Genomic DNA, 18,368 nt, shown 5'->3' with positions numbered 1-18,368 from the left:
TATGACAAACTTAAAGATTTTTATAATGCTGATAATATAGTGTATTTAGATGATAAAACAATATGTGTGTATAAAAGATTTGCTAAAATAGAAGCTAATAATAATCTTACAGTAAATAATATATCGCTTATAATTGATTTAGATAATGAAAAATTAATAAGTCCTTATTTTAAAGATTTTGTTAATAATGCTGATGAGATATTAAAAAGATATAATAGTAATTTTTATAAGAATATAGATAATTTAATTTTTCTTATAACAGAAGCGGGTATTATATTGATGAAAGATAAAGGGCATAAAAAAATATTTATTTCTTTAGATGATATAAAAGAACATGTCAATAAAGATCATTATTTGGCTTATTTGTTTGATTAATTTTTGTATATACACGAACAATTATATTTTGTCAATTTTTATATTTTTATAAATGTATTATCAACTTTTTTACCGCAACCTCATCAAAGTTTTATCCTTATGGTACTTCGTATGGGGCACAACCTAGTATGTATCTTATCTATACGAAAAGGAACTGAGGTACGACTGTGATAGTCACTACAATTAATAAATAAAATTAGTTTTGAAACAAGTCTATTAATTTGATTATATAAATCGTATAAAATTCAAATTTGATTAAAGAACAAAAATATATTATACTAATCAAAAATTATAAACGGATAAATATAATGCAAGTAACATTTTTTGGAAGCGAAAAAGAAGAAAATCAAAAACTCACACCTATGATGAGACAATACAAAGAAATTAAAGATAAATATAATGATAGTATACTTCTTTTTAGAATGGGTGATTTTTATGAGGTATTTTTTGATGATGCAAAAGTAGTATCGGATATATTAGGTCTTACTCTCACTAAAAGAGCAAATGTACCTATGGCTGGAGTGCCTTATCATGCAATAGACAATTATTTGTCAAAATTAGTTAAATCTGGAATGAAAATTGCTATATGCGATCAAATAGAAGATCCAAAAACAGCAAAAGGAATTGTAAAAAGAGAAGTTACTCAGGTTATAACACCTGGTACTATTTCAGAAAATAAATATTTAGAATCAAAAAGCAACAATTATCTGGCTTCTATAATAGTTTCAAAAAGCGAGAAAAATGCAGCTTTATCTATATGCGATATTTCTACAGGTGAACTTTATGCCGCAGAAATTAATTCTAACTTAGAAAATCAAAATGAAGCTGTAAAAGAAATTATTAATGAACTTACAGAGGAGATTATAAGATTTTCTCCAAAAGAGATTATGACTATAGAATCAGTTTCAGAAAGTATAATTATAAAAGAAATAAAAAATAAGTTTTCAAATATATTTTATAGTACAACTGCAAATTATACCGCGGAATATTCTTATGCCTACAAGACTTTAACTAATCATTTTAAAACAGTATCATTAAAAAGTTTCGGCATAGAAGAAAAACCTCTTTTAATATCATTATTAGGTTCAACTATATTTTATATTCAGGAGCTTTCAAAAACTTCTCTTGAACATATATCTAATATTACACTATATAATAGAAGAGATTCAATGACTTTAGACTATGCCACAATAGCAAGTTTGGAAATATTAGAAACAATAAGAAATGATAATAATAAAATGACATTGTTTGACACTATAGATAGAACAAAAACTTCTATGGGAGCAAGATATTTAAAAAGAATAATAGTAGAGCCTTTACTAAATATTGATGATATAAATAAAAGACTTGATAATGTAGAGTTTTTTTATAAAAATCAAAAGTTCATGTATAAAATAAGAGATTTACTTCAGGATATTGGAGATATAGAAAGGCTTGCATCAAAACTAGCACTTTCAAGGATTAACCCAAAAGAGCTTGTATCATTAAAAAGGTTTTTAATAATTTCTCTTGAGATTATAACAGAACTTGCTATGAATAATTTTGAAGATGTAAACTTTGAAGAGGTTAATGATATAAAAATAATTACTGATTTGATAGAACGTGCCATACTAGAAGAGCCTAAAATAGTTATAAATGAAGGCGATATTATAAAAGATGATTATGATGAAACATTAAAAAAATATAATGAAGCTAGAAGAGAGGGACGATCTTGGATCTCAGAACTTGAACATAATTATAAATTAGATACTGGAATTAATAATTTAAAAATACGCTACAATAATGTTATAGGCTATTATATAGAAGTAACCAAAGCAAATGCCTCATCAGTACCAAGCGATTTTATAAAAAGACAAACACTAATAGGAAGTGAAAGATACACCACAAGCAAATTAATGGAGTATGAAACTATTATTAATGAAGCTAATGAAAAAAGTTATGCTTTGGAGTATGATATATTTATTGATATAAGAAATAAAACAAATGAGTATTTGAACTCAATATTAAAAATGGCAAGAGTAATTTCTATAATAGATGTATATTCTTCTCTTGCCTGTCTCGCTAAAGAAGATAATTACGTTAAGCCAATAATAACAGATGACGGAATAATAGATATAAAAGAAGGAAGACACCCAGTTGTAGAAGTTAATCTAAAAACAGAAAGTTTCATTCCAAATGATACATATTTAGACAGCAAAAAAGAACATATGCTTATAATTACAGGACCTAATATGAGCGGTAAAAGTACATATTTAAGACAAACTGCTTTGATAGTGCTTATGGCTCAGATTGGATCATTTGTACCTGCCGCAAGTGCTAAAATATCTATAGTTGATAGAATATTTACTCGTGTTGGTGCAAGCGACAATATAGCAAGAGGTGAGAGTACATTTTTAGTAGAGATGAATGAAACAGCATATATACTTAATCATTGTACTGACAAAAGCCTTGTTATAATGGATGAGATAGGAAGGGGTACTTCCACATATGACGGGCTTTCTATTGCTTGGGCCATAGTGGAATATTTGGTTCATGAAGAAAATAAAAAAGCTAAAACTTTATTTGCTACGCATTACCATGAACTTACTATGCTTGAAGATTTAGAAGGTGTTAAAAACTATAAAGTATTAGTAGAAGAATATAAAGATGAAATAATATTTATGAAAAAAGTTACAGAAGGAGCGGCAGAGTCAAGCTACGGAATATATGCCGCAAAAATAGCAGGTGCCCCTAATAAGGTTATAAAAAGAGCAAGTGAAATATTAAAAAAACTTGAAGCAGAGGCTGGCATACAGGTTGAAAATATAGAATTAAATACTCAGAAATCAAAAGATATTCTTCCATTTTATGATAATACAGATAATGATAGCATAATAGAAGAAAAAATAAAAGAAAGCGAAATAGAAAAAGAAATAAAAGATTTAAACATAAATAATATTACCCCTATTGATGCGATAAATTTGATTAATAAATGGAAAAATATGATATAGAAATACAAATTTTATAAAAATGTGTTTCTTATATAAATTCAATTTTATGATTTATAAGCCGAAATTATATTATAATAATGAGGTGTACAATGACTGAACAATACTATTACAAATCAACAACTGAAAGAGAATTTGACTGTGTAAAGGATGATGAAAGATTAATAGAGACTTTATCGGATAAAGGATACACAGTTTATGCAATAGCCCAAAAATCTAATCAGCTTATACCCTATCATGAACACCCTTCTGAAGAAATGGTAATAGTATTAAAAGGTAAAGTAAGATATGTGGTAGAAGAAGAAATTGTAGATTTAGAAGAAGGCGATATTATAAGAGTAAGACCGCATTCTGTGCATTCTATGATAGGCATTGCAGAAAATGGTATTTCAAATTTACTTTTAGTTTTTATTTAATTTGCTATAAATATTTTTAATAATTATTGACTATAAGTTTAAATAAATTCATAACGATTGTTTAATATTCTCTGACAAATTATTTATATATTGGAACAACTTTATTTTGTCAACCTCAGGATATACTTCATATTTGTTCGGGACGCTTCATGAGCACAGGGAACATTCTCGCACTGTATTGTTTATTCTCATCAAATATCAACAATACATGCGGCTGATTACCTATTATTATACAAAACAAGTAATTTATTATACATATAAAACATAATTAGTACTATTTAGTATTATTTTTTTACTTGCACTTTCGCGAAGCGTATCCGAGCTTGTCGAGGATATAAGTTTCTTTGACTAAGTCCGCCTGTGACCGAAGGAAGTACTATTAAGTATGGTGTGCGGCGGGATTCAAAAAAATTAAATAAAAAATTTAGTATATACTGAATGTCAAAAATAATTCTTATGTCTTTGTTATTTTTTTGGAATAGCACAATCAATTATAAATAAAATTAATTTTGAAACAAAGTTTATTGTATAAAGATATAAGCATATATAATTTTTTCAAATAAAAAGAGCCATGACAAATCATAGCTCTTAAAATAATTTATGTTTTAAAGTGGTATATAGTTTTTAGTGCTATTTAATTTACAGCGTCCGTATTATTTTCTGCTGTATCATTAGACGTTGTATATTCTGAAACAGTATCAGATGTAGTTTCATTTGCTGCCGTGTCTTCTGCTGTTGTAGCATCAGTAGCAGTTGTTTCTTCTTCTGTTATTGTTTCATCTGCGGCAGTATCACCTGCATCTGTTTCATCTATTGTAATATCAGTTGTATTATCATCTGTAGGACTTGTAACTGTTTCATCTGCTGATTGCTCTTCTTCTTTAGGAGGCAATTTAAGATTATTAATATCTTCTGCCTTAATACTTAAATCCATTCTTCTTATAACTATTTTGGCAGTTTCAATATCAACAGTCTCTCCCAAAGCATCAAACAATGTTATTTCAGGGTCTTCATTTCTATACTGCTTCATTTCAAGAACATAACCTTCAGAATCTCTTGCTATAGTTGTTTTATTTCTTCCGTCATTTTCCATATCTATAGTAACGCCATTAGCTCTTACTTCATTTAGTGAACTTCTTCCATCAATATAAGTTTTTGATGTAGAAGTACTTCCATCAGCTAAAGTTTCTATAGTTTCTGTATTGCCTGCAGTATCTCTAGTAACTATTATTGTATCTCCATTAGGTTTTACAGTTGTTGTAATGCTGCTTGAATCTGCTGATACAACTTCAGTTACAGTGCTTGAATCTCTATTAATAGTTGTAGTCTCTCTTGAACCATCTTCTCTTATTATTCTTTTTATAACAGTACCGTCAGGCATTTTTATTTCACTTATAGTATCATTAGCTACTGTGTCAGTAATAACAGTACCATCAACTTTTTTAGTTACAACAGTAAAAGATCCGTCATCATTATATGTTTTTGTGATAATGCTTCCGTCATCAGCTTTTACATTATATGAGAATGTACCAGATCCTGTTCCAGATGAGTTTCTCTCTTCTACTCTTCCGTCTGGATAAACTACTTTTAAATTACTTGTGCCATTAGTATCTACAGTTGTAGTTCCTATACTGCCGTCTATATAATTGGCAACTACAACATAACTTCCATCTGGATTTTCAGTTTTTACTATTAAAGCTCCGTCAATACGTTTTGTCTCTGTTACTATATTTCCATAATTATCTTCAGTTCTTTTTACTTCCGTTCCGTCCAAACTTCTGGTATAGAAAAATGCTCCGTTATCATCTTTATAGTTTGTAGTAATAGATCCGTCAGATCTCTCTACAACAAATGCTTTATTGCTGTCTAAAGTTTTTCTATTTATAAAAGAACCGTCTTGGTATAAAGTATATTCATAAGTATCGCCTGATGAAGTTTTTGTATTAATAGATTTAGAATTATCTATCATATAAGTTTCTATCCTTTTATCACCGTTTTCAAAGACAGTTTCTATCTCTCTTTTTCCGTATGGATAAATTGTATCAGAAACTTCATAATTATTTGAATACATTTTTGTTCTTTCTATTTTTCCGTTTTCATAAATTATTCTAACACCATTAGGATATATAGTCTCTCTTTCATAATCAAAATTTGGATATATACTTTCTGTAGTTATACTTCCGTCATTATTAGTATTTACTCTATAATTATTTGTAAAAGGTATAAATTTTATAGATGTATCATTGCTTCTTATAAGAGATATAACTCTTTCTAATGATTCTTTTTGATAATAGTCATTTCCTACATTAGTTAAAAATATCTCATATGAAATAGCAGCATTAGTTATCTCTCCAAGTGCTAGGAAAGTATGCCCCATATTAAGATATGCACTGTAATATAAAGCCCAGCTGTTATATTCATCAACAGAGGCTACATTAGTTTTTATCTCTATCATATTACCATTTGTATCCATAACATTAGTCATTACAACTATATTTGTTACAGTATATGGATTTTCTTCTGTTATAACATATGTAGAGCCTGTAACAGTAGAGTTTGTATTTAAAGTAACAGCATTTGAATCACCTGCCTCATTAGTAACACTGTCTGGAGGAAGAGAAGTTGAAGATGATAAAGGGTCTACAACTTCAATGCTAAAATTAGTATTTGCTTCAAATATTACTGTTGTATTAGTAAACTCATAATTATTTGTGTATGTATTTGTAATAACAACATTTGTAAAAAGAGGCAATTTTGTAAATGTATTATCTATAGTATTTTTTATATTTTCATTTGCCTGATTAAGATTATTTATTGCATCTGATATATAGTTGGTAGACATTGTGTTAGTTGATGCAGTATTAGTAGATATAATGCTTTCAGCTGATGAATTAGTTGATACTGAAGTCATATTATTAGTAGTAGATTCTGCAGTCAAATAAGTATCAGTTGATAATTCATTAGTTAATGATAAATTTGTTATTGAATTATTTGAAGATACTTCATCAACGTTAAAAATAAATACCGTATTAGTTACAACATTTTGAGAAACTGTATAATTTGTTAAAACTTCATAATTTAATTTAGTAGTATATGGAGAATAAAGACGTTCAATAGATCTGTTATACCAAAGAAGAGCATCCTCGTAATTTTTTAATTGATAGTATGAGTTTGCTATATTGTTGCAGTATGAATAAGAATCATTTATATCAAAAGCCAATTTATAATAATCTATTGCATTTTGATATTGTTTATCTTGAAAATAACATGCTCCTATATAGTAGTATAGCATGTCATTTGTAGATAATGGTCTTCTTTTCAGATATAAAAGAAAAGCCTCTCTTGCAAAATTATATTTTTTTTTGGAAGAGAAGTTTTTTCAGCATTATAAAATTCTCTATCTATATTTCTTTCATCATTAGGAGCAGCATTTTGTGCGAATAATGATGATAATGATATAAAAATACTAAATATTATAAGAAGTTTTTTCATAATAATATAATCCTCTTTATTTATTTTAAAGGATAATATTTAAAACTATCAATTTTTTATATAGTCAAAATAATGATTAAATAGAGAGTAAAGTATATACTCACTATATCCCCTAACCTTTTTATTTTTATCCAAAACATCATTTAAAAACTCAAAAGTCTTTTCATCGGGATTTTCTATATAGTACAGTCTTTCCTTTGATAATGATAAAGTGTCATTTTTTATCATTTTTATAAGTGAAAGTTCTTTTAATTTATCCTTTTTATCTTCTCTGCTTGCCTGATATGAAAATAAGCGTTTCACTAAATTTTCAAATACTATTTTATTATACATAACAGCACGTCTTACATCAGTATCAACACTGCCGTCATAATTACTAATTTCACTGTCAAATATTGCTATTGATATAGCAGACCTAATATCAGCAAATATTGCTTTTTCTTCTTTGAGTTTAAATTTTTTACTAGACATAATATTAGAAAATATTTCACCTTTATTTAGAATATAATACATATATTATATCGACAAAGATAAAATTTTAATTAGACTAAAAAAATCCCCTTCCATAAATATATTTATGAAAGGGGCTAGATATTATTTAATATTATTAAAAATTATTTGTTTTTAATAGGATCATTAGGGTTTGAAGCAGCTTCTTTTTTAGATAATCCGCGAGCCCATTGACCTGTGATGAATAGCTCAACAACAGCCAATATTATCATAATAGCAGCTATAGCAGCTAATACATATCCATCGAAACTAGCTTTCATAACGTTAGTATATACTACCAAACATAAAGCTGAAAGAGTAACAGCAAACATGAATGTTAGAGGGATAATGTTTTCCCAAGAATTTCTTTTTTGTCTGTTTTTTATCCAAGCAGCAACAGCAAGCAAAGATAATCCAGCTAATAATTGGTTAGCACTTCCGAATATAGGCCAAATTCTAGCATAACCATAAAGAGTAAATCCTAAAGAAACTAATACAGTAATACCAGTAGCTACATAAGGATTTGTAAGTATAGTTTTATGTACTCTTCCGTCAGCAGAAGTGTATTCGCCTAATTCCTGTATTAAGTATCTTCCTATACGAGTAGCACTGTCTAATGAAGTTAAAGCAAAAGAAGCAAATGCCAAAGTAACGAAAGTTTTACCCATACTCAATGGAACTCCGAAAGAAGTCATGAAAGTAGCAACACCTGTAGCAAATCTAGCAGCTGGAGTACCTTCTCCGTTTCCAGCAACAGCAGAAACACTCATTAAAGCAACTATAGCAACTATACCTTCAATAAGCATAGCACCGTATCCTACTAATTTTGCATCTTTTTCACTATTAAGCTGTTTAGCACTAGTACCAGAACTTACAAGAGCATGGAAGCCTGATATAGCACCGCAGGCAACAGTAATGAATAATATAGGGAACAAGTAGTTACCTTCGCTAGGCATAAAGCTAGTAAAAGCAGGAGTTTGTATAGCAGGTCTCATTATTACCAAACCAACAACACCACCTATTACCATAGCATAAAGTAAGAATGATGATAAATAGTCTCTAGGCTGTAATAATATCCATACAGGCATTAAAGAAGCTAATATTATGTAAATAACTAATATTATTTGCCAATGTATTTTTTCTAAAGCTAAGAATGGGAATTTATCAGAAATGAAAATAATAGCAGCTAATAATACAACCCCGATGATTGTAGAAACAGCAACACCAGCACCTCTTCTGTAAACTAAAAATCCAAATAATAAAGCCAAAACAATGAAAAGCATACTAGCAGTACCAGCAGCAGCAGATTCTCTAGCATTATCAACATTGACAGCAAAAGTACCAGCAGTAATGTCTAAGAAAGCAGCTACTACCAAACAAATAGTAATAAATGCATAAAGAGTAAACATTATTTTACCCTTTTGGCTTACATTGTGTCTTATAACTTCTCCAATAGATTTACCTTCATGTCTTAAAGAAGCAACCAATGAACCATAATCATGTACGCCGCCAAAAAATACACATCCGAATATAATCCACAAATATACAGGAAGCCAGCCGAACATAGTGGCGATAATAGGACCTGTAATAGGACCAGCTCCAGCTATTGATGAAAAGTGGTGTCCCAACAATACTTTAGCGTCTGTTGGTACATAGTCTTTACCGTCATTAAGAGTATGAGCAGGTGTTTTTTTACCAGGGTCTATTCCCCATTTTTTTGCTAAGTATGATCCGTAAGTTATGTAGGCTATGAAAAATATGACCATACCTAACAATAGAAGAATGAAAGCATTCATTTTTATCTCCTTTTTTATTTGTTTTATAACCTCCTAAAAATCCGAAAGAAGAAGTTTTAACTCTTTCTTACGCATTTTAGGTAAGTATACATTTTTATCTGTCATAGAAACTATAGCATATTGTGTCTCTGACCAGCCATGAAATAATAATTTGTAATTAACCTTATAAAAAAACTTTTTAACCATTTTCTCCCATTCTTTTTCTAATGGGCTTTCTGTTACTAATATTCCTGTAATTACACTTCTTTTATGAAATTTATTAGGGTTAGAAAGTATGGGAGTTAGTCTAATTAACATCTCCTGAAATTTTTCTATGTCTTCATTCTTTAACTCTTTTATAAATCTTAAAAGCATATGCTCAAATACTGAGTAACCTTCATATACTGTAGATTTTGTTATAAATGATTTAAAAAAGTCATTCCTATGAAAAGCATAAAGATCAAAATACTCATCTTCTTTATCAATTTCATATTCTAAATCAAAATGTCTCATCAATTTTTCTGAAACATTGAATATGTATTTTTTTACATTTTCATTATCGATGTGAAGTTTAGCCATGTTAATTTCTCCATGCTATATATTATATAAAGATTTTTTCCATTGTCAAGTTTTTATACATACCAATTAGAATTTATTATTACTTAGTATATAATATTAAATAGCATAATATTGTAAAATAACATCGTAAATTAATATTATAGTATTTATACATGATAAATATTGTATGTAGTAATTGTCTATTGTCAAGAGCTTATTAATATTTTTTGTCTATTAGTATATAAAAATATCATTATTTATAGATTTTTTTATATTTATTATCAGAACTGATTTAAAATTTATTTATATAATAGACATGTTAAAATTATTATACATTTAGTATTAAATATATAATAAATTTTATTTATAGCGATTTTTTAGATATTTTTGTTTTAAATATAATATAATATAATATAATATAATATTAATAATATATAATTATACATTCTTTCAATAAACAGACACAAAGGGAATCAAAGCCTTAATCATAAAAATAAAAAAAATAATATAAATATTTATTATTGAAACAATCCTATTCTAACTATGATAAATACTTGATAAAATATTTTTCATTTTATTCATAGCTAATGATCTATGGCTCATAGAATTTTTCTCTTCTAAATTCATTTCAGCATATGTAACATTATATCCATCAGGCTGAAATATAGGGTCATATCCAAATCCATCAAAACCTCTTGGATTTTCTATTATTATGCCATCAACTCTGCCTTCAACTGCTATATAATAATTATCATCTAATACACATATAGCTGAAGTTATGAAATATGCACTTCTATCATCTTTATTTTTTAGTTCCTCTAAAAGCATCTGCATTTTTTCCATATAGCCTAAATTTTCTCCGCCGTATCTAGCTGAAAATATACCTGGACGCCCGTCTAAAGCATTAACACAAAGTCCTGAATCATCTGCTAGAGATGGAAATTTTGTGAAATTATATACAGCTTTAGCCTTTATAATAGAGTTTTCCATAAATGTATTTCCATCTTCTATTATCTCTCCAATACCTGAAGGCATGGGCAGTATTTCTTTTATAACACTACCTTTGAATATAGATTCTATTTCTTTTAATTTATGTTTGTTTGCTGTTGCTATTACCAATTTATTCAACATATTAATATCCCTATAAAATACTTTAATTATTAATCTTTAATATTAAAAAACAAATAAAAATCTTTACTATTTGGAATATAATATTCCATAACATTGCCTATTATAATATATCCGTTTTTAGGGGCATAATTCTCAACTATACTATTAAATATTTCACTATAATTTGCTATATTGCATTTTACTCTAATAAACTTACCGCCTTTAATACTCCACTTTACCCAGCCTTTAGGAGGAACCGAGTTTTCTTTAACCTCAACTCCAGCCATATATTTACCCATTTCTCCCCAAGGAGCAAAACTATCCTCCATATCATTCATTATTCCCCATATACCAGCCAAATTATTATTTTCATCAACTTTAACCAAATTAATTATTTCTTTTATGTTCTTATTAAAATTCTGCCAAAGAGGAAGAACCCACTGAGAATGTTTTTCACTTTCTCCAGAAGCTACTTTTCCCACCACTTCAAAATCTTCTTTTTTTACTATCTCTATATCCATAAAGTTTATCTCCTAAATTATATAAAAATATAATAACATATATTCTAAAAATTTATTAGTTTATATAATGTTAATTTTTTAATATTTTGAAAAAACAAATTAAATCTATAATATACGCTATAATTTTATATATACATAAACAACTACAATTTGTAAAAAATATATTTTTTAAATTTGTATATTTGCAGAGCTTTGCTGGGAAGTGCACATAATGCCTACATGAATACCTACGCAAAACCACAACTTATTTTGTGATGCTATTCGTATTTGGTGTGCCGCACAGACAGCCTGCTCTGTGTGCCTTCGGCAGCGAAAGGCTATATTTTATACTAAATTTAATAATGTATCCTACATATAAAACATAATTAGTACTATTTGGTATTATTTTTACATTTATACTTTTCTAGAAGCGTATCCGAATGATAAAAACTTTGACTTTTAAATTATAATTTAGTATAATTTAGATTATGAAAGAAAATGAAATTATTACTATTGATACTCTTAATAAGAAAAATGATTGTTTTGTAAGGTATTTATTTTCAAATTTAGGTAATGAGAATATAGTTTTAAATTTTATTAATTCTGCTATGAATAATTTAAATTTCAGTACATTTATTAAATTAGAAATACTTAATCCATTCAATTTGCAAAAATATTTAAATAGCAAAGAATCCATTGTAGATATAAAATGTGAAACTGATACTGGTGAAATAGTGATGATAGAAATACAACTTCAAGGAAATGAATCTTTTGCCAATAGAGTTCTTTTTTATTGGGCAAACGGTTATAGTCTTACTTTAAATAAAGGTGAAGATTATAAAAAATTATGCCCTGTCATAAGCATTAATATTTTAAATTTTATATTATCATATGATATAGAAGATTGTCATACTTGTTATGTAATAAAAGAATTAAAACATAATAAAATATTAACAGATCATTGTCAGCTTCACTTTTTAGAATTACCCAAATTTAATAATAATAATTCTTTAAAAACAGATTTAAATAGTTGGTTTAAATTTTTTAATGGGGGTGAAAGTATGGAAAATTTGATAAAAGAGAATACCATTTTTAATGAAGTAGAAAGAAGATGTAAATCTTTTATATCAGATAATCCTTTATTAGATGCCTACAGAAAAAAAGAAATAGATGAATACTTTTATAAAGATACTATGAAGAGAGAAAGAGAAAAAGGTTTTAATGAAGGTATAGAAAAAGGAAAGTTTGAACAGCAGAAAATAATAGCAAAAAGTTTAAAAACATCTGGTATGAATTTAGAGTTTATAAGTAGAAATACAGGTTTGAGTATAGAAGAAATAGAGAAATTATAATAAAATTAACGCTAAAATTAGTATATTATTGTAAATTATCAAATTTGGTCTAAAATTTATTGGACAAATAAAAACGGGCTTTGTTTACCATTATTATAAAAATACTAAATTAAAAACTTATAAGTATCAAAAATTTAGTTTTCAAACAAATCTATTAAAAAATGTACTCATTAAGAATTTTACATTATTTCAATATGGTATATAATAACTCTTCAAAATGAGAGGTAATAAAAAACTATGGCATTAATGTTAAATGAAGAACAAAAACAGGCAGTAGAACATATAAACGGACCATTACTTGCATTAGCAGGTGCTGGAAGCGGAAAAACTAGAGTTATTACAGAGAGAATAGCATATTTAATAAAACATGGAGTTCTTCCTAGTCAGATACTTGCTGTTACATTCACAAATAAAGCAGCTTCAGAAATGCGTGAGCGTATAACAAAACTATTAAAGGAAAAACCGAAACAATTAGTAGTAAGCACCTTTCACTCATTCTGCGTAAGAGTATTAAAAGGCGATATTGAAAAATTAGGATATAAAAATAATTTTAGTATATATTCTTCATCTGACAGCAGAACTCTTATACGTAATATTTTAAGAGAAATAAAGATTAATACTCTAAATTATGATGAAAATTTATTCGCTTGGTATATTGACAGATTTAAAAATAATCTAATGAAGCCTTATGAGGTAGAGCCTCATGATGATCTCGAAAAACAAGCAAAAAGAGTATATGAAGTTTATCAGAACTATTTAAAAGGATATAATGCTGTTGATTTTAATGATCTTATTAATTTAACAATAGATTTATATATAGAGTTTCCAGAAGTTCTTAATAAATATCAAGAAAGATTCAGATATATTATGGTTGATGAATATCAGGATACTAATTTTGCCCAGTATAAACTTACAAGCCTTTTAGCATCAAAATACAGAAATATTGCTGTTGTTGGTGATGATGATCAGAGTATATATGCATTTAGAGGAGCTGATGTATCAAATATACTTTCTTTTGAAAATGAGTATCCTGATGCTAAAATAGTAACTCTTACAAAAAATTATAGAAGTACAAAGGCTATACTTGAAGCAGCACATTCTGTAATAAGTAATAATACTCAAAGAAAAAATAAAGAAGTTGTAGCAGAAGGTGATGAAGGAATACCTCCTACAATAATGCCATGCGAAGATGAAAGAGAAGAGGCTCAGTTTGTAGCAGATTCTATTATTAATTATTCTATAAGTAAAAGATTAAATTATGAAGACTTTGCTGTTCTTTTTAGAATGAATGCCCAGTCAAGACTTTTTGAAGAGGCTTTCAGACTTAGGGGACTTCCTTATACGGTGGTAGGTGCTTTTCAATTTTATGAACGTAAAGAGATTAAGGATATATTAGCATATCTTAATTTGTTTGTTAATCCTGAAGACGAGGTTTCTCTTCTTAGAGTTATAAATATACCTAAAAGAGGAATAGGAGCTGTTGCAATAAACAATCTTAATGAAACAAGTATAAAAAATGGAGTATCCTTATATCAAACTTTGCTTAATTATGAAAGTATTGAGGAAATATCACCTAAAGCTAAATCTGGCATAAAAGATTTTCTTGAGATTATAGAACATTATCATAATTTATTTACAGTTGATAAAAATGATATTGAACGACCTAAACTTTATGAAAATATAAATAAGTTTTTAGATGTTATAGCATATCATAATGAAGTATTAAACTCTAGCGATACAAAAGAGCAGGGAGCTAAGAAAATGGAAAACGTTGAATCTCTTATGAACGGTATACTTGAATATGAAAAGTCTAATAAAAATGCTACTTTAAAAAATTATTTAGACAGAATACTTCTTATGAGTATAGAAGAGCAAAATGATGATGAAGAAAAAAAGAAAGGCATTATGCTAATGAGTATACATGCCGCTAAAGGATTAGAGTTTCCTTATGTTTATATATGCGGTATGGAAGATGGTATTATGCCTCATCATAAAAGCTCATCTGATGAAATGGGAATAGAAGAAGAAAGGCGTCTTTGTTATGTTGCTATGACAAGGGCTAAAAAACATTTAACTCTAACATACTGCAGAAGCAGAACTAAAATGGGAAAAAAAGTAGAATGCACTCCTTCTATATTTTTAGAAGAAATGAGTAAAAATCTGCCTGAAGAAATGGCTATGAATGAAGAGGAGTTTTTCTCAAATTTAAAAGCATCTTTAAGATCAGAAAATAAATAATAACTGATACGCATTAAAATAAAAACCTTTTTAATTATTGAATCAAATACACTCCGTTTGCAGATATACATATCTTTTTATAACTGTAAAAGAAGCGTAGTTTTACAAAGTACACTTAAAGCGAATTTTAAATAAAATATACTGAAAATTTTTAAGTTTGTCAACTTTTTTATTCAATTTTTTCCCGCCGCATACGCTCTACAGAATCGTCAAATGCAGTCTTTTCGACACAGTTGTACCACCGCTTCTTTTGCTGCCGAAGGAAGTACCGTTATGTATGGAGTGCTGATGTAATACTTGAATAAAAAACTAAAAAAATTCATTATATATTTTAGGATTTTTTCTATAGAATTTTTTTTATTTTTAATATATAGTTATAGAACATTTTTAATGTTATTTTCATTACAAATAACAAATAATTTGAGAGGGATAATTTAATGTCAGAAAATCAAAATAATTCTGAAAATACGCAAAATGAAAAAAATACTAGTGCAGAAAAAGAAAACAGAAAAGAGAAATTAAACACATTAAGGAATATGGGTATTAATCCTTTTCCAAATAGCTATGATGTAACTTATAAGTCTCATGATATAGCAGAAAAATTTGATGAATTAGAAAAGAATCAGACAGAGGTATCCATTGCTGGAAGAATTATGCTTTACAGAGTAATGGGTAAATCTTCATTTTTAACTATAAAAGATTCTCAGGGTACTATTCAGGCTTATATACAAAGAGATAAGGTAGGCGATGAGTTTTATAATACAGTATTTAAAAAGTTAATCGATATAGGCGATATAGTAGGCATTAAAGGTACAGTTTTTAAAACTAAAACTGGAGAGATAACAATATATGCAAGCGAATTAAAACTTCTTACTAAATCTCTTAATCCTCTTCCAGAAAAATTTCATGGGCTTACAGATACAGAACTTCGCTACAGACAAAGATATGTTGATTTGATAATGAATGATGATGTAAAAGAGGCATTTATCAAACGTTCAAAAATGATATCAGCTATAAGAGAAGTAATGATAGAGCATAATTTTTTAGAAGTAGAAACTCCTATGATGCATCCTCTTATAGGCGGAGCTAAGGCAAAACCTTTTGTTACGCATCATAATACTTTGGATATGACTCTTTATCTTAGAATAGCACCAGAGCTTTATTTAAAAAGATTAGTAGTGGGCGGTTTTGACAGAGTATTTGAACTTAATAGAAATTTCCGCAATGAGGGAATATCTACAAGGCATAATCCAGAGTTTACTATGATGGAAGCGTATATGGCATATGCCAACTTTTATAAGGTTATGGAATTGGTAGAAGATGTTTTTTCTAAAGTATGCTATAAACTAAATGGAAAATATACTTCAGTGTATAAAGATTATGAGATTAATTTTAAGCCTCCATTTGCAAGGGTTCCTATGGCAGATTTGGTTAAAGAACATTCAGGACTTGATTTTAATGCAATAGAATCAGATGATGAAGCAATAGAAAAAGCAAAATCAATAGGTGTAGAAATAGATACTTCAAAAACTAAACCTACAAAATGGGAAGTTATGGTCTCTGTATTTGAAGATAGAGTAGAAGAAAAATTAATACAGCCTACATTTGTTATTAATTATCCTAAGGCAGTTTCTCCTCTTTCAAAATCATATCCTGATAATCCTGATATTACAGAAAGATACGAACTATTTATAGGTGGAATGGAGCTGTCTAATGGTTTTAGCGAACTTAATGATCCAATAGACCAAAAAGAACGTTTTGAAGAACAGTTAAAGGCAAAAGCAAGAGGCGAAGATGAAACTATGGATATGGATTTAGACTATATCAATGCTTTGGAATACGGACTTCCTCCTACAGGCGGGCTTGGAATAGGTATTGACAGAATGGCTATATTATTCTTGAATGCTGCTAGTATTAGAGATACTATTCTTTTCCCTCAGATGAGAAAATCAGATCAGTAATAACAAATTGTTATTGAAAATAATTAAAAGGAATATCATTTTTGGTATTCCTTTTTTATTATTTAATATGTTATTATATATAATAAAGTGAATATTAAAATATGAAAAGGATAAAAAATGAAAATAGTTTATTTTGTTTTTATTGTTACTCTTTTATTTTCTTTTAGTAATTGTAGTAATAAAAATAATTCAAAATTAAATAATAAACCAAGAGAATATAAAGTATTTGAGGGAGATTTTATATGTCTCACAGGCTCATCATATTTTATTGATTATGCTTCTTCAAGCAATTATCAGATTCCAACTGAAGGAGAATATTATAATCTTGAAAGAGAGTTTTTAAGTTTTAATTTTGAAGGTCCTACAAAAGTTTATCTGAAAGCTGAAGGATATTTAGAAGAGAGAGAAGGCAGAGAAAAAAATACTACAGAAACATTTTTTATAGTTACAAAAATTATCTTGTTTGACACTAACAGGGCTTCTTCATTATTATAATTTATTTTTTAATAAAAAATGTACCATTATCAAAAAATAATATTTACTATTTACAAAAATGCTTATTAAGATATAATCATAAAAATTAAATAATTTTTGTATTGGATAATAGGTAAATTATGATAAAGAGTAATATATTAACATTAATAGTATCTATAATAATAACTTTAACAGCATTTTTAACTATAAATTATTATTTTAATAAAGATACTGATACATCTTTAAGCTATATTAATATAATGAATACAAATTATAAAAACTTAAGAGATTATGCTTTAGATGAATACTATATATATGATTATAAAGATAAGGTTAATAAATTAAAAGAAATATTTAAATCAAGTCCAATAACTGCGAGACTTAAATATCGTGCTAGTCTTATATCGTATATAGGAGAAGAAGAGATTGTTATAAACGGTATCGATGTAAAAAATGATAATGAAGTTTTTGATATATTAAAGAATGAAACAGTAGAAAATTTTGATTCAAGTAATTCTATAATAATAAGTAAATCAATAGCTTCTGTTTTAGATGTTAATACTAATGATACTGTTATACTAAAACTCATCACAAAAACAGGTCATTATAATGCTGAAGAATATACTATTATAGAAATATCA

The 18,368-nt window shown here is 27.6% G+C and carries 11 protein-coding genes and 3 pseudogenes; 8 read left to right on the top strand and 6 right to left on the bottom strand.

Translation table 11 applies throughout. The annotated features are described in order from the left end of the window. From KQ44_RS13365 to KQ44_RS13355, 3 genes and pseudogenes are all read left to right on the top strand, one after another. Nucleotides 1-375, top strand: a pseudogene (locus KQ44_RS13365) (ankyrin repeat domain-containing protein); the annotation flags it as partial. 308 nt (nt 376-683) lie between these two features. Then, the gene (gene mutS / locus KQ44_RS13360; RefSeq protein WP_096737871.1) at nt 684-3,365 is read left to right on the top strand and encodes a DNA mismatch repair protein MutS; all 2,682 of its coding nucleotides are present in this window, start codon (nt 684-686) and stop codon (nt 3,363-3,365) included. 89 nt (nt 3,366-3,454) lie between these two features. Then, entirely contained in the window at nt 3,455-3,778 is a 324-nt protein-coding gene (locus KQ44_RS13355) for a cupin domain-containing protein (RefSeq protein WP_013114676.1), read from the top strand. A gap of 634 nt (nt 3,779-4,412) precedes the next feature. Here KQ44_RS13355 and KQ44_RS13350 read toward each other — a convergent pair. The 6 genes and pseudogenes from KQ44_RS13350 to KQ44_RS13325 form a co-directional block, all read right to left on the bottom strand. Further along, nucleotides 4,413-7,270: pseudogene (locus tag KQ44_RS13350) on the bottom strand (tetratricopeptide repeat protein). Between the two features lie 48 nt (nt 7,271-7,318). Then, on the bottom strand, nt 7,319-7,741 hold the full coding sequence (locus tag KQ44_RS13345; protein ID WP_026364423.1) for a hypothetical protein: 423 nt from the start codon (nt 7,739-7,741) through the stop codon (nt 7,319-7,321). 143 nt (nt 7,742-7,884) lie between these two features. Next, nucleotides 7,885-9,555, bottom strand: coding sequence for a carbon starvation protein A (locus KQ44_RS13340; RefSeq protein WP_096737870.1), 1,671 nt, complete (start codon nt 9,553-9,555; stop codon nt 7,885-7,887). Nucleotides 9,556-9,588: 33 nt separating this feature from the next. Continuing rightward, a complete protein-coding gene (locus KQ44_RS13335) occupies nt 9,589-10,113 on the bottom strand; it encodes a hypothetical protein (protein WP_096737869.1) in 525 nt (174 codons plus the stop codon). Nucleotides 10,114-10,629: 516 nt separating this feature from the next. Continuing rightward, nucleotides 10,630-11,223, bottom strand: a complete 594-nt coding sequence (gene rdgB / locus KQ44_RS13330; RefSeq protein ID WP_096737868.1) for an RdgB/HAM1 family non-canonical purine NTP pyrophosphatase — start codon at nt 11,221-11,223, stop codon at nt 10,630-10,632. 29 nt (nt 11,224-11,252) lie between these two features. Continuing rightward, nucleotides 11,253-11,723, bottom strand: a complete 471-nt coding sequence (locus KQ44_RS13325) for a GyrI-like domain-containing protein (protein WP_096737867.1) — start codon at nt 11,721-11,723, stop codon at nt 11,253-11,255. A 467-nt stretch (nt 11,724-12,190) separates the two neighbouring features. Between KQ44_RS13325 and KQ44_RS13320 the strand changes: the two genes are divergently transcribed. The 5 genes and pseudogenes from KQ44_RS13320 to KQ44_RS13300 all read left to right on the top strand — a co-directional run. Further along, a complete protein-coding gene (locus KQ44_RS13320) occupies nt 12,191-13,054 on the top strand; it encodes an Rpn family recombination-promoting nuclease/putative transposase (RefSeq protein ID WP_096737866.1) in 864 nt (287 codons plus the stop codon). 237 nt (nt 13,055-13,291) lie between these two features. Continuing rightward, nucleotides 13,292-15,292, top strand: a complete 2,001-nt coding sequence (locus tag KQ44_RS13315) for a UvrD-helicase domain-containing protein (protein WP_096737865.1) — start codon at nt 13,292-13,294, stop codon at nt 15,290-15,292. A 437-nt stretch (nt 15,293-15,729) separates the two neighbouring features. Continuing rightward, on the top strand, nt 15,730-17,253 hold the full coding sequence (gene lysS / locus KQ44_RS13310; RefSeq protein ID WP_096737864.1) for a lysine--tRNA ligase: 1,524 nt from the start codon (nt 15,730-15,732) through the stop codon (nt 17,251-17,253). A gap of 117 nt (nt 17,254-17,370) precedes the next feature. Beyond that, nucleotides 17,371-17,748, top strand: coding sequence for a copper homeostasis protein (locus KQ44_RS13305; protein ID WP_096737863.1), 378 nt, complete (start codon nt 17,371-17,373; stop codon nt 17,746-17,748). A 119-nt stretch (nt 17,749-17,867) separates the two neighbouring features. Further along, a pseudogene (locus KQ44_RS13300) lies at nt 17,868-18,368 on the top strand (hypothetical protein); the annotation flags it as partial.

Source organism: Brachyspira sp. G79 (genome assembly GCF_002379365.1).
Taxonomy (GTDB): domain Bacteria; phylum Spirochaetota; class Brachyspiria; order Brachyspirales; family Brachyspiraceae; genus Brachyspira.
The sequence above is the reverse complement of the archived record's forward strand: the minus strand, read 5'-3'. Positions and strand labels throughout refer to the sequence as shown.

Excerpts from the sequence above, each read along its gene's own strand:
- mutS (WP_096737871.1), top strand. The coding sequence starts at position 684 with ATGCAAGTAACATTTTTTGGAAGCGAAAAAGAAGAAAATCAAAAACTC.
- KQ44_RS13355 (WP_013114676.1), top strand. The coding sequence starts at position 3,455 with ATGACTGAACAATACTATTACAAATCAACAACTGAAAGAGAATTTGAC.
- KQ44_RS13345 (WP_026364423.1), bottom strand. The coding sequence starts at position 7,741 with ATGTCTAGTAAAAAATTTAAACTCAAAGAAGAAAAAGCAATATTTGCT.
- KQ44_RS13340 (WP_096737870.1), bottom strand. The coding sequence starts at position 9,555 with ATGAATGCTTTCATTCTTCTATTGTTAGGTATGGTCATATTTTTCATA.
- KQ44_RS13335 (WP_096737869.1), bottom strand. The coding sequence starts at position 10,113 with ATGGCTAAACTTCACATCGATAATGAAAATGTAAAAAAATACATATTC.
- rdgB (WP_096737868.1), bottom strand. The coding sequence starts at position 11,223 with ATGTTGAATAAATTGGTAATAGCAACAGCAAACAAACATAAATTAAAA.
- KQ44_RS13325 (WP_096737867.1), bottom strand. The coding sequence starts at position 11,723 with ATGGATATAGAGATAGTAAAAAAAGAAGATTTTGAAGTGGTGGGAAAA.
- KQ44_RS13320 (WP_096737866.1), top strand. The coding sequence starts at position 12,191 with ATGAAAGAAAATGAAATTATTACTATTGATACTCTTAATAAGAAAAAT.
- KQ44_RS13315 (WP_096737865.1), top strand. The coding sequence starts at position 13,292 with ATGGCATTAATGTTAAATGAAGAACAAAAACAGGCAGTAGAACATATA.
- lysS (WP_096737864.1), top strand. The coding sequence starts at position 15,730 with ATGTCAGAAAATCAAAATAATTCTGAAAATACGCAAAATGAAAAAAAT.
- KQ44_RS13305 (WP_096737863.1), top strand. The coding sequence starts at position 17,371 with ATGAAAATAGTTTATTTTGTTTTTATTGTTACTCTTTTATTTTCTTTT.